Below are 12438 nucleotides of genomic sequence, written 5' to 3' on the forward strand. Positions count from 1 at the left end.
GCCCAACACAACCAGACCCGCCCGGCACATGACGCGCCCCGGCACACGACCCGGCCCGACGCACGGCTCGCGTCCAGCACCGCCACGACCCCACCTGCCCGGCCCGGCACATGACACGGCCGACGTCTCGACCCGCCCCGACGCCCGGACCGGCATGTGGCCCGGCAGTGCCCGACGCCCGGTCCGGACCGGCGCCCGGTGCCGACCGGGGCATGGCGCGGCACGCCACGGGCGGCCGCAGCGCACGGCCCGGGCCGACCGGGCCCCGGGAACGCCCGTCCGGCCGGTACCGCGTCACGCGTTGTGCGCCACCGGGTCCGGGGACCGTTCCGCCTCCCGGCGTACGGACGCCAGCAGTTCTTCGCCCGCCCGCCCCAGGGACTCGCGCACGACGCGCCGGGCCGCGCCGAGGTCGGCCGTATCGCCCAGGTGCGGACGTACGGCACCGGGCCGCAGGACCACGTGGTGGCGGACCGTCACCAGCCCGGTGGCGTCCACCGTCCAGGTCCCGGTGTGGGTGGCGAGCAGCGCGTCCGGCGCCTGCGGGCGCTTGCCGACGACCCGCCCGGAGGCGGCTTCGGGGAAGCACACGCGGTACGGCCAGTCGCCGGCCCGGGCGGCCAGGCGGCCGTACGTCCGGGCGGGCGGCGCCGCGACCCGGACGGAGTCCTCGAAGCACAGCACGAGGTCGTCGAGCCGTTCCCAGTGCGACGCGAGCGTCAGCAGGTCCTGGGCGTCCCGCCAGGCCTGCTCGTGCGGACCGGTCAGCGTGACGCGCGAACGGTCGCCACCGTCGAGCGCCTCGACGGCCCACTCGCCGGCCGCGCAACCGACGCGCCGCCGCGCGGGATCGAGCACCCGGTGCTCGGTGCGCAGCGCCACGGTGCCGCCCGCGGGGCAGCCCGCGCCGACGAGGCCACGGGGGGATCCGGGAGCACCCGGCACACCGGAACCAGGTCCGGCGTCCAGGCCCGCGCCCTCACGCGTGCCCCCGCCGGCGTCCCCCGTCAGCGACCACACCAGCCACTCGTCCCGCACGCCGTCCCCGGTGAGCCGCTCCACGTGGACGGGCGCCGGGAAGTACAGCGGGCTGCGCGCCGCGTCCGCGAGGAGTCCGTACAGGACCCCCGCGGGCGCGGCGACCTCCGCCTCCCACACCCGGGGGGCGAGCGGCATCAGAAGTTCCCCAGCCCGCCGCACACGTTGAGCGCCTGGGCGGTGATCGACGCGGCCAGGTCGGTGGTCAGGTAGCCGACCAGGCCCGCGACCTCCTCGGGGGTGGAGTAGCGGCCGAGCGGGATCTTGGCCTCGAACTGCTCCTGCACGTACTCCTCGGTCGTGTCCCACGCCGCCGCGTAGCCGCTGCGCACGCGCGCCGCCATCGGCGTCTCGACGTACCCGGGGCAGACCGCGTTGACGGTGACCCCGGTGGGCGCGAGCTCCTTGCCGAGGGCCTTGGTGAAGCCGACGACCGCGTGTTTGGAGGCCGAGTACGGGGCGCCGAGCAGCACGCCCTGCTTGCCGGCGGTGGAGGCGATGTTGATGATCCGCCCCCAGGGGGCGTTGCCCAGGCCGCCGCTGTTGAGGACCTCCCGCGTCAGCAGGAACACGCTGTTGAGGTTGGTGTTGATGACCTCGTGCCACAGCTCGTCGGTGATCGAGGCGGTGGCGCCGCCACCGCTGCGCCCGGCGTTGTTGACCAGGATGCTGACCGGCGCCCCGTAGGTGGCGACGGCGGCCGCGACCAGGTCCTCGACGGCACCGCGGTCGGTCACGTCGGCGGCCAGCCCCTCGACGGCCAGGCCCTCGGCCCGTAGGTCCTCGGCGGTCTGCTTGACGTCCGCCGCGGTCCGCGCGCACAGGAACACCCGGTGTCCGCGCTCCCCCAGGTCCCGGGCGATGGCCAGCCCGATCCCGCTGGTGGCTCCGGTGACCAGGGCCACCGGCCGCTCGGGGGCCTTGCCTGTCCGCTGCACCGGCTGTGTCGTCATCGGGCGCCCTCCATCGATCGCGTCGGCCCTTCGACGGTGCCCGATCCCACTCGGGGCGCACCGGAAGAGGGGTGGGGCGAGGTCCGCCGGGCCCGCCGACGGCGTGCCGGAGCCGCCGCGGCCCCTGCTGCCTCGGGCGGCGGGGACGCCGTCGAAGACCCGGCCGCCGAGGACGACGGGGACGACGGGGACGGCCGGGACGAGGCGGACGGCCGGGCCGTCTCCCCGGCCGGGTCCCGCCGTGCGGGACGGGCCTCCTCGCGCGCGGCCACCCCCAGCGGCGCCAGCGCCCGCGCCAGCGCCTCCTCGGTCAGCTCCGTGCCGCCCGACGCGACGTACCCGTCCGGCCGGATCAGCAGCCAGCCGCCCGCCGACAGGCCGAGCGCCCGGCGCAGCAGCCCGTCGGGATCGGCCAACGCCCGCGGCCCGCCCTCGCCGTCACCGCCCTCGCCGACTCCACCGACACCGATGGCGCCGCCGGCGCCGGTGACCGTACGCACCGACAGCCACGCCTCGTGCCGGGCGCCGGCGCCCGCGGCCGTATCGGCGGCCTCCCCGGTGCCCTCGGGCACGTACAGCAGTGACCAGCGCACGTCGCGCAGTTCGGCGCGGAGCGCCGCCGCCCCCGGGTCGTCCGCGTGCCGGGCCGCGGCGGCCGCGGTGGCCACGGCGGCCGCCGCCCGCGAGCCGGCCGGCAGGCCCATGCCCGCGGCCGGGGTGGTCAGGGAACTCTCCGGGTAGCCCAGGCGCAGCCCCGACATGCCCCCCAGCACCTTGCGCTGGATCGCGCGGCGCAGCGGTCCCACATTGCGTACGACGCCCATCACGACCGGCAGGGCCAGCCCGGCGAGCGTGTTCTTGAACTGGACCAGGAACGTGGCCTGTTTGGTCGACCCCAGCAGCGCCTGCCCCACCGGCACCCGCTCCTCGCCATAGGTGTGCAGCAGCTCCCGCCCCGCCCAGCCGTGCGCCACCATGGCCAGCTTCCAGGCGAGGTTGTACGCCTCCTGCACGCCGGTGTTCATGCCCTGGCCGGAGGCCGGGCTGTGCACGTGCGCCGCGTCGCCGGCGACGAAGCAGCGTCCGTCGTGCATGCGCGGCACCATCCGCTGCTGGAAGGTGAACAGGGAGGTCCAGGTCGGCTCCCCGACCCGTACCTCGGTGCCGAGCCCGGCCGACAGTTTGGCCGAAAAGCGCTCCGCCACCGGCCGCGGATCGGCTCCGGGTCCGGTGGGCGCGGTGTCCAGCAGCCGCCAGCGACCCTGCTCGGGGTACGGGACCATCATCAGCGCCTGACCGCCGGTGTGCGCCCAGTAGATGGTGTCCGGCGGCAGGTCGACGTCGACCGGGGCGTCGGCGAGTTCCCAGGTCTCGCTGGACTCCCCGATCAGCGGCAGCCGCAGCTGCTTGCGCACCGTGCTGTGTCCGCCGTCGCACCCGACCAGCCAGCCGGTGACGTGCTGCTCCTCGCGCCCGTCGGCGTGCGCGAGCACCGCCCGTACGCCGGAGGGGGACTGCTCGAAGGAGGCCAGCCGTACGCCCCACTCGACCTGCACGCCCAGCCGGGCGACGGCCTCGCGCAGGACCGCTTCGGTCCGGGTCTGCTCGATGATGACGGTGTACGGGTAGCGCGTGGGCATCGAGGCGTAGTCGGCTTCCAGCCGCACCAGCCGCCGCCCGCTGCCGTACATGGTGAACGCCCGGTTGTGGCGTCCGTGTTCCAGGACCGGGCCGATCACGCCCATCTGGTCGAAGGTCTCCAGGGTGCGCGGGTGGACGGCGACGGCCCGGCTGGTGCGGGCCGGCCGGGACGCGGCGTCGATCAGCCGGACCGCCAGGCCCCGCCGCGCCAGCTCGTGCGCGGCGGTGAGCCCGACGGGTCCGGCGCCGACGACCAGGACCTGGCCGTCGGCGGCGGCGGCAGGGACGGGGACGGGGACGGGGACGGCATCGACGGCGGACGCGGCCGCTGCAGTGCCGTCGACGGGACCGTCAGGGGCGGCGCTGCCGCCGCCGACGTCCGATGCGATGTCACGCGGCACGGGCAGGCTCCTGCAGCCGCACCGGCTCGGTGCGCCACGGCTCCGCCTCCAGGGTCCGGAACAGGCCCGGTTCGGGAGTGGCCAGCGCGGCGAGCGGGCCGACGAGCTCACGGAAGGTCTCGCTGCGCATGGCGGCCTGGTGGGAGGCGGCGTCCAGCCACTCGGCGATCTCTATGAAGACGTTCGGCTCGCCCAGCGAGCCCAGCGTGCGGTGCGCGATGTGCCCGGGCTGCGCGCTCATGAAGGCGGAGATCCGCTCCTTCGCGGCCAGGAACTCCTCGACGTCGCCGTGCACGGTCAGCTTGTTGACGAAGGTCACCACAGGAATCTCCAGGGGGAGGGCTAGGCGGCCGTCTCGACGGCCGCGCGGGTACGGATGCTCATCAGCAGGCCCCGGCGGGCGGGCTTGCCCACGGGGGTGCGGGGCACGGCGTCGATGACTTCGACGCGGCGGATCTGCTCGAAGGGAGCGAGGCGTTCGTTGGCGCGCTCGACGATCGAGTCGAGGACGTCGAGCAGCCCGGGGCCGCCGGCCGGGCGGGGATCGCGCAGCACGATCCCGGTCCACACGACGGCCCCGTGGACGGGGTCGGGCCAGCCGGCCACCACGCAGTCGGCGACCCGCTCGTCGGCGGCGACGACGGCTTCGACGGCGGTCGGCGAGACGAGTTCGTTGTCGTACTTGAAGACGTCGCCGAGCCGGTCGACGAGGAACAGCTCGCCGTCGGCGTTGACGTAGCCGACGTCGCCGGTGGAGAACCAGCCGCCGTACTCGACCTTGGCGGGCCCCAGGCAGTCCAGGTAGCCGGCCATCAGCTGCGGCCCCCTGACCTGCACTTCCCCCGTGGAGTACGGGGCCAGCGGGCGCCGGGTGTCCAGGTGCACGATGCGGCACTCGGTGCCCGGGACGGTCTGGCCGACGGCGGTGCTGCGCGGCCGGTCATGGGCGTCGTAGGCGTCGGAGCGGCCGCCGCCGGGGCGCTGGCAGTGGCTCAGCGGGGACAGTTCGGCCATGCCGTACCCCTGGACGACGGGTACGCCGAGCCGCTCGCGCAGGGTGCGGGCGGCGGACGGGTGGAGGGCGGTCCCGCCGGACAGGACGGCGGTCAGCCGCGGACCGGCGGGAACGCCCTCGATGCTCACGTCGTGCGCGTCGCGCAGCTGGACGGCGAGCCGGTGCAGCCGCGCGGGCAGGCCGTAGTAGTGGCTGGCCCCTTCACGGGCGGCGACGGCGAGCGAGACGAGCGGGTCGGGGTGGGTGCACAGCACCTGGCAGGCCCCGGCGTACACGGCCGAGTTGAGGTGCATGACGTGGTACAGCGGCAGGTGGTTGAGCACGACCGAGTCGCGCCGCAGGTCGTGCGCGGCCGCCGTCTGGGCGGCGTTGGCGACGAGGTTGCGGTGGGTGAGCCGCACTCCGCGCGGGTTTCCGGTGGTACCCGTCGTGAACTGGATGCACGCGAGGTCATCGGGCTCCGCCCCGGTTCCGGAACCGGGGGCGGGGGCGGGGGCGGCCCCGGGTCCGGCGGGCCACCGGGGAAGCCCGGCCCCGTCGGTGACGACGACGGTGTGCAGGTGGGGCAGTCGGCCGGAGAGGGACTCCAGCAGCCGTGCGGTCGCCGCCGGTACGAAGGCCACCTCCACGGAGGCGGTGGCGAAGACGTGCGCCAGCCCGGCCTCCTTGATCAGCGGATTGACCAGGACGGCGGTGTTCCCGCTGCGCGCGGTGCCGTAGTAGGCGGCGGCGAAGGAGGCGTCGAGCACGTTGGCGACGCCCACGCGTGCCCCGCGCCGCCCCACCGTGTGCTCCAGGTGTCCGGCGATCCGGTCGGCCTGCGCGTCGAGTTCGGCGAACGTGACGGCGGGACGCCCGTCGTCGTACCGGATCGCCGCCGCGTCCGGAGCGCGGCGCGCGGCGCGGCGCAGCAGCCCGTCGAGCGGGAGCTCGGGGTACGAGAAGACCGGCACGTCTCTGCCCTCCTGGGGACGCGGCTCCCCCCACGGTCCCCACGAGCACTCGAGACGCCCTGGACACCCGCTCGACGACCGCCGGAGACCCCGCGCCCCGGAACCGGCCGCGAACCCACCCGGAGCGGGGGCGGGAAAGGGGGCCGGAAAGGGGGAAGCCCCCGGCCGGGGACTCCCGACCGGGGGGCGCTGCCCCACCCATGACCTCAGGCCTCAGGCCTCAGGCCGCGATCAGCGCGCCGATGACGCCGAGGGAGGCGCCGAAGACGACGACGTGGCGGACGTTCTGCAGGACCCAGACCCAGGCGGGGAAGCCGTCCTCGGCCGCCTTGAGGAGGGCGGGGACGTCGATCCGGGCGAGTTCGCCGCCCTTGCGGGCGAAGGCGGCGCGCACGGAGGTCACGGCGGTCAGGTTGCTGTAGAGGATCACGCAGTTGATGGCCAGCACGATCGACTGGACGGCCCAGGTGAGCGGCCCGCCCCAGGAACCCGATCCGGCGAAGAGGTTGACCACGGCCACCGCCGCCAGCGCGGTGGCGATCCCGACCGGGGCCCAGGTCTCGTGACCGCCGGCGTCGAACCGCATGCCGTTCTCCGCCAGCACCGTCTTCCGCACGCCCTGGCGCTCCAGCTCGGCCTCGGCGCCGGCCGTCGCGGTGGCCCCGTAGCGGGCGCGCACCACCGGGATGCTCAGGAAGGCCGCGGCGACGAGCAGCTGCAGGATGGCGACGAAGGCGTTCATGGTGGGGCTCCTCTTCGACTTGAACTGCGTACAAGACGAAGTTAGCCCACCACTTGAACTAAGTGCAAGAGCTGACCTGAACTTTGTAAAAGTCCCTAGCCCGCGCCCACTCCCCTCAGTCGTGGACCTGCGTGTTCTGGCAGGCCGTCAGCAGCCAGCGCCCGCCGTCGCCCTGCTTGGTCATCACGTACAGCGGCGTCCCCTCGGGGCCCTCCACCGCGCCGTCCGCACCCCGGTAGACCTGGCGGACCTTGACCGCGGCCACGTCCGGACGGAGGAACTGCACGTGCGTGACCTCGTAGCCGGCTCCGTCCACCCCGTCGGCGTTCGGCAGGACCTCGCGGGTGAACTCCGCGATCGCGTCGAAGCCGAGCAGGACCTTGCCGTGCCCGGTGGTCCAGAACGCGTCGGGGTGGAAGAGGGCGAGGAACCCCTCGGCGTCACGGGCCCGCTGAGTGCGCTGAACGGTGGCGACGACCTGGCGGATGGCTTCGATGTCGGCGGCGTGCGCCGTGGATTCGGTGGTCATGGGCACCACACTCGTACCTCAAGCATGGTGGAGGTCAAGCGATATGATCACATGGGGGCATGACGAGGACTCTCTACCTGCTCTGCTCCGCCGCACCGCCCGTGTTCGACGTGGCCCATGTGATCGAGGACGCCCAGGCGCGCGGCTGGGACGTATGCCTGGGGCTGACTCCGACGGCGGCGCACTGGCTGGCCGGGAGTCTGGACGGCCTGGCGGCCCTGACGGGCCATCCGGTGCGCTGGCAGTACAAGCTGCCCGGCGAGCCCGACGTCTGGCCCCCGGCCGACGCCCTGCTGTTCGCCCCGGCCACCTTCAACTCCATCAACGCCTGGGCACTCGGTCTCACCGACCGCTTCGTGGTCGGCGTCGCCGCCGAAGCCCTCGGCAAGGGCACCCCGACGGTCACGATGCCGTGCACCAACACCGCACTGGCCGCGCACCCGCAGTTCGAGCAGAGCCTGGCCATCCTGCGCACGGCCGGCGTCGACGTCCGCTTCGGCGAGGGCGGGTTCCTCCCGGGCCCGGCCGGCCCCGACGCCCCGGCGTCCTTCCCCTGGCCGATCGCCCTGGAGGCGGTCTCCGCCTAGCGCTGCGGCCGGCCCCTTCGGGATCCGGATCCGGATCCGGATCACCCACAGCATTCCTTCGAGCCGCCGCTGGCCTCGCCCTACCCGTTCGCGATGGATGAGGCGCACACGAACGGCGCCCTTCCCCCTCTCCCCGCACGCCCGTTCACGCACCAGGAGGAGCCGCCATGAGAAGGGCGATACCGTACGCCGCCATCGCGGCCGGCGTCACACTGCTCACCCTCTACCTGTCCGAGGTCATCGACACCGTCCCGTATTCGATCTTCGCCGTCCTCGCCGGCACCACTCTCCTCGTCGACGGGGTTCGCCAGGTGCGCAACCGCAACCGCCCCCACGGCCGCTGAGGTGCTTGTCTCCGCCCACCGCATCGTCGAGCCCTACCAGGCCGGACACCACGCCCGTTTCCCCCTCACCCCTGCCGCCCCCTGACCACCCCCTGTCTCCCTTCGAACTCCTCGACAAAAAACAGAACGTTCTCTACGTTATGAGGGTCGTCGCACCGCCCAACGCCATACCGCCGCACGCCATGCCGCCGCACGCCATGCCGCCGCACTCCTCACCGCTCCAGCCGAACCGCGCAGGGGGACCACGCCCGTGACCACAACCGAAGCCGCCACCGCTCAGGAGCTGCTGACGGGCTGGCGCCCCACCGGCCGGGACCGCTTCGTCGTCACCGCCCGATGGCCGCACGACCACCCCGCCTACCCCTCGGCCGACGGTGCGCACGACCCCCTGCTCCTCGCCGAGACCGTCCGCCAGGCCATCACGCTGCTCTGCCGCGAGGCCTACGGCGTCCCGCCGGCCCACGACCAGCTCTGGGACCGCTTCATCTACGCCGTCGAACCCGCCGCCCTCACCACGACTGCGCCCTCCACGACTGCCCCCACCACACCCGCCCTCACCACAACCGCCCCCACCACGACCGCCCTCGCCCCTGCCGCCCGCACCTCCGACCCGCTCCCCACGCAGGTCGAACTGCACATCGGCTGCGCCGACATCACCCGTCGGCGCGGCCGCCTCACGGGGCTGACCACCCATGTCGCCGTCGTCCGCGACGGTGTCCTCCTCGGCGGCGCCGAGGCCGCGTTCACCATCCGGCCGGCCCTCACCACGGTCGGCGCCGACAACACCGGCATCACCACCGACCGCACCCCGAGCATGGCCCTTATGGAGGCGGCCCGCCGCGCCGCCCAGCAGGCCGCCCACCCCCACGGCGGCATGCTCAGCGGCATGGCCGTCGAGTTCCTGCTGCTCGCCGACCCCGACGCGCCCTGCGCGATCGACACCCAGGTCACCCCGCACATCTGGGAGCCGGACGGCCGCCTCCAGATCCGGGTGACCGCCCGCCAGCACGGCCAGCTGGTCTTCGCCGCCACCGCCACCGCCGAGGTGACCTCGGTGGAACTCCTCCTCGCCTCCTAGCCCCCATCTCGGCCCTCCTTTCCGCTCCGGTCCTACCCCTATATGCATCGAGGACCCCGGAACGTGACATGCGGCGGCACGCCGGAAGGAAGGAACCGCGAGGAACCACGAGGACCCACGAACCAAAAGCCGTAAAAGCCTCAAAACCGATAAAAGCTGACCTACGCGTCCGCCTCAGGCGGCCGCAACCCCCGCCGTGAACAGGTCCGTCCGCACCGGCACCACCCGCGGCCCCTGGGCGATGGTCCGCGTCAGCTTCGCCCCGATCGGCGTCCGCGTCACGAGCGACGCCGCCCCCGCCCGCAGGAACGAGGTCACCGGTCCCGCCGCCGGCCCCAGCATCGCCCGCGCCTGCATGACCTGCATCCGGTGGACGCGTTCCGCCACCGGCGCGCGCTGGGCGACGTACCCCGCGAGCGGCCGCCCCTCCACCAGCAGCGGATGCAGCACGGCCGCGTCCTGCAACGCCAGGTTGATGCCCTGCGCCCCGATCGGCCCGTGCGTGTGCGCCGCGTCCCCGATGAGCACCAGCCCGTCCCGCACCCACTCCGTGGCGTGCGCCGCGAACACGTCGAGCAGGCTCAACCGCGACAGTGAGGTCAGCTGCGCGTGCAGCAGGTCCGCCACGTGCGGCAGTACGGCGGCCAGATCGTCCCTGATCGCCTCGATCCCCCGCTCCACCGCACCGCTCCACCCACCGTGCGGCAGGGTCCAGCCGATCCGCAGCCGGTCCGGGTACGCGTCGTGGACCAGTACCGCACTGCCGCCCGCCCGGTGCACCCGGACCTTGCCGGTGGCCCGCCCGGGCGCCTCCAGCGCGAACCACACCACGTCCTGCGCGAACGACTCCGCCCGCCCCGCGCCGATACCGGCCAGCGCCCGGGTCTTGGAGAACCGTCCGTCCGCGCCGACGACCACCGGCGCGTGCACGGTCACGCGCCCGCCGTCAGGCCCGCGCAGCACCGCACCCCGGTACGGGCCACCGGGCCGCTGCTCGACGAGGGCCGAGATCCGGTGCCCCTCCAGGTACGTGAACCCGGACAGCCGCGTACAGGCGTCGAGGAGCTCGGCGATCAGGTGCGGCTGCGGAAGGGCCAGCAGATGGTCGTACGGGGCATCGAGCCGTCCGTAGTCGATGTCGAGGAGCACCCGTTCCCGCTCCACCACCTGGAACCCGTCCAGTACGCACGCCCCGCGCGCCCGTGCCGCGCCCAGCACCCCGAGTTCGTCCAGGACCCGCTGCCCGCCGGGCTGGAGGATCTCGCCGTGGAACTCGCGACGCAGCCCGGTGGACTTCTCCGCCAGTACCACCCGCATCCCGGACCGCAGGAGCATCAGCGCGAGCGCCAGTCCGGCCGGCCCGCCCCCGACCACGCACACGTCGGCGCGAACCCCCGCACCATCTCGGCCGCAGCCCCGGTCCCCGCCCCCGGCACCGACTCCCGCGCCGACGCCGGCACCAGCACCGGCACCGGCACCCACGCCCGCACCCGCGGCCACCCGCCTCACACCCCCGCGCGCGCCGACAGGGCAGCGTTGATCATCTCCAGGAACCGCCGCGGGGTGTCGGCGTCCCCCAGCTCGTCCTCGTCGAGCAGGACGTCGTGGTCCCGCTCGATCCGGCTGGTCGTCTGGATGATGGAAATCGAGTCGTAGCCCAGGTCCATCCAGTCCTTGTCGAGGTTGGCCGGGTCGCTCATGTCGACGCCCTCGGCCTCCCCCGCGCACTCGCTCAGCAACCGGGCGAGATCACCCAGTTCCATCTGCATCACGCGCTCCATATGCTCCCCCTGCTCCATCGTGTCCTCCTCGCCGTCACCATGTCTCCCTGCCATCAGGCCACCCCCGCGCGCACCACGGCCGCCGAGTTGAAGCCGCCCCGCCCCCGGGCCAGCACCAACGCCGTACGCAGCCGCGCCCGCCGCGGCGTGCCGGTCACCAGGTCCAGCGGACAGTCCGCGGCCGGCCGCACGGTCCCGACGGTCGGCGGCACCACCTGGTCGCGCAGGGCCAGCAGCGCGGCCGCCAGGTCGAGCGAGGCGCCGCCCGCCGACAGCCGGCCGGTCATCGTCTTGGGAGCGGTCACCGGTACCCCGCGCGGCCCGAACAGCCCCGCGATCGCCTCCGCCTCCGCCCGGTCGGCATCCCGGCTGCCGGCGGCGTCGGCGAAGACCACATCGACGTACGCCGGTCCGACGCCCGCCTCAGCCAGCGCCTGCTCGGCGGCGGCCCGCAGCCGCGGCGCCGCCGGATCGGCATCGAAGGTCGAGGCCTGGCCGACCACGCTCCCGTACACCCGGCGCGCGCCGCGCGCCCGCGCCGCCTCCGCGTCCTCCAGGACCAGCAGCGCCCCGCCCTCCCCCACCACGTGCCCGCGGGCCCGCTCGTCGAAGGGCACGTACGCCACGGCCGGATCGCCCTCGGTCGTCATCTCCCCGCCCGCCAGATGGGCCGCCCACCCCCACGGGCACAGCGCCGAATCCACCCCGCCGGTCACCACCAGCCGGGCGCCCTTGCGCAGCTGCCGGCGCGCCTGCGCCACCGCGTCCAGCCCGCCCGCCTGCTCACTGACCAGGACCCCGCTCGCCCCGCGCAGACCGTGCCGGATGGAGATCTGACCGCTGTTGACGGCGTAGAACCAGGCGAAGGACTGGTACGCGCTCACGTGCTGGCTGCCCTTGCTCCACAGCGCCTGCAGCTCGCGCTGCCCGAACTCGAACCCGCCCGACGACGCCGCCGTCACCACCCCGGCCGCGTACTCCGGCAGCCGCTCCAGGTCGACCTCCGCGTCGTCCAGGGCCTCCTTCGCCGCTGCCAGCGACAGCCGTGTCACCCGGTCGGTCTGCGGCAGCAGCCGGCTCGGCACGTGGTCCTCGTCGACGAAGCCGGGCACCTCGCCGGCCAGCCGTACCGGGTACGACGAGGCGTCGAAGCGGGTGACGGGCCCGATCCCGCTCTCGCCGCGCAGTACGGCCTCCCACCAGGCCTCGGTGCCCAGTCCGTTGGGCGCGGCCACCCCGATGCCCGTCACGACGGCGGTCGACGCTGCCCTCGCCACAACGCCGGGTACGCCCGCCACGGAGGCAGTCCCCGAAACACTGCCCGAAACGCTGCCCGAAGCAGTCCCTGAAGCAGCCCCCGAAGCAGCCCCCGAAAC

The 12438-nt window shown here is 74.3% G+C and carries 13 protein-coding genes; 3 read left to right on the forward strand and 10 right to left on the reverse strand.

Features of this window, described 5'->3' with window-relative positions; translation table 11 throughout:
• Positions 1 to 294 precede the first annotated feature (294 nt).
• The 7 genes from ACZ6KO_RS30735 to ACZ6KO_RS30765 form a co-directional block, all read right to left on the reverse strand.
• Positions 295 to 1176: an SRPBCC family protein gene (locus ACZ6KO_RS30735; protein ID WP_469307260.1), complete on the reverse strand. Its 882-nt coding sequence runs from the start codon at positions 1174 to 1176 to the stop codon at positions 295 to 297.
• A complete protein-coding gene (locus tag ACZ6KO_RS30740; RefSeq protein WP_469307261.1) occupies positions 1176 to 1991 on the reverse strand; it encodes an SDR family NAD(P)-dependent oxidoreductase in 816 nt (271 codons plus the stop codon). The genes ACZ6KO_RS30735 and ACZ6KO_RS30740 overlap by 1 nt, the downstream gene beginning before the upstream one ends.
• Positions 1988 to 4033, reverse strand: coding sequence for an FAD-dependent oxidoreductase (locus tag ACZ6KO_RS30745; protein WP_469307262.1), 2046 nt, complete (start codon positions 4031 to 4033; stop codon positions 1988 to 1990). Before ACZ6KO_RS30745 ends, ACZ6KO_RS30740 begins: the two co-directional genes overlap by 4 nt.
• Positions 4023 to 4355 (reverse strand): antibiotic biosynthesis monooxygenase family protein, encoded by a 333-nt coding sequence (locus tag ACZ6KO_RS30750; protein WP_401456030.1) that lies wholly within the window; start codon positions 4353 to 4355, stop codon positions 4023 to 4025. Before ACZ6KO_RS30750 ends, ACZ6KO_RS30745 begins: the two co-directional genes overlap by 11 nt.
• A 20-nt stretch (positions 4356 to 4375) precedes the next feature.
• Complete coding sequence (locus ACZ6KO_RS30755; RefSeq protein ID WP_469307263.1) at positions 4376 to 6001, reverse strand: class I adenylate-forming enzyme family protein; 1626 nt, start codon at positions 5999 to 6001, stop codon at positions 4376 to 4378.
• Between the two features lie 220 nt (positions 6002 to 6221).
• Positions 6222 to 6743, reverse strand: a complete 522-nt coding sequence (locus ACZ6KO_RS30760; protein WP_469307264.1) for a hypothetical protein — start codon at positions 6741 to 6743, stop codon at positions 6222 to 6224.
• Positions 6744 to 6858: 115 nt separating this feature from the next.
• Positions 6859 to 7272, reverse strand: coding sequence for an SgcJ/EcaC family oxidoreductase (locus tag ACZ6KO_RS30765; protein ID WP_469307265.1), 414 nt, complete (start codon positions 7270 to 7272; stop codon positions 6859 to 6861).
• 59 nt (positions 7273 to 7331) lie between these two features.
• On the opposite strand from ACZ6KO_RS30765, the gene ACZ6KO_RS30770 reads away from it, so the two are divergent.
• The 3 genes from ACZ6KO_RS30770 (at position 7332) to ACZ6KO_RS30780 (ending at position 9281) form a co-directional block, all read left to right on the forward strand.
• Entirely contained in the window at positions 7332 to 7859 is a 528-nt protein-coding gene (locus ACZ6KO_RS30770) for a flavoprotein (RefSeq protein ID WP_469307266.1), read from the forward strand.
• Positions 7860 to 8026: 167 nt separating this feature from the next.
• A complete protein-coding gene (locus ACZ6KO_RS30775) occupies positions 8027 to 8203 on the forward strand; it encodes a hypothetical protein (RefSeq protein WP_469307267.1) in 177 nt (58 codons plus the stop codon).
• Positions 8204 to 8453: 250 nt separating this feature from the next.
• A complete protein-coding gene (locus ACZ6KO_RS30780) occupies positions 8454 to 9281 on the forward strand; it encodes an AfsA-related hotdog domain-containing protein (protein ID WP_469307268.1) in 828 nt (275 codons plus the stop codon).
• 174 nt (positions 9282 to 9455) lie between these two features.
• Here the strand turns inward: ACZ6KO_RS30780 and ACZ6KO_RS30785 are convergent, their stop codons facing one another.
• The 3 genes from ACZ6KO_RS30785 to ACZ6KO_RS30795 form a co-directional block, all read right to left on the reverse strand.
• Positions 9456 to 10661, reverse strand: coding sequence for an FAD-dependent monooxygenase (locus ACZ6KO_RS30785; protein WP_469307269.1), 1206 nt, complete (start codon positions 10659 to 10661; stop codon positions 9456 to 9458).
• Positions 10662 to 10786: 125 nt separating this feature from the next.
• Positions 10787 to 11080, reverse strand: a complete 294-nt coding sequence (locus ACZ6KO_RS30790; protein ID WP_469307270.1) for an acyl carrier protein — start codon at positions 11078 to 11080, stop codon at positions 10787 to 10789.
• A 35-nt stretch (positions 11081 to 11115) separates the two neighbouring features.
• Complete coding sequence (locus ACZ6KO_RS30795; RefSeq protein WP_469307271.1) at positions 11116 to 12339, reverse strand: ketosynthase chain-length factor; 1224 nt, start codon at positions 12337 to 12339, stop codon at positions 11116 to 11118.
• Positions 12340 to 12438: the final 99 nt, after the last annotated feature.

The organism is Streptomyces sp. NPDC042102, from assembly GCF_055582305.1.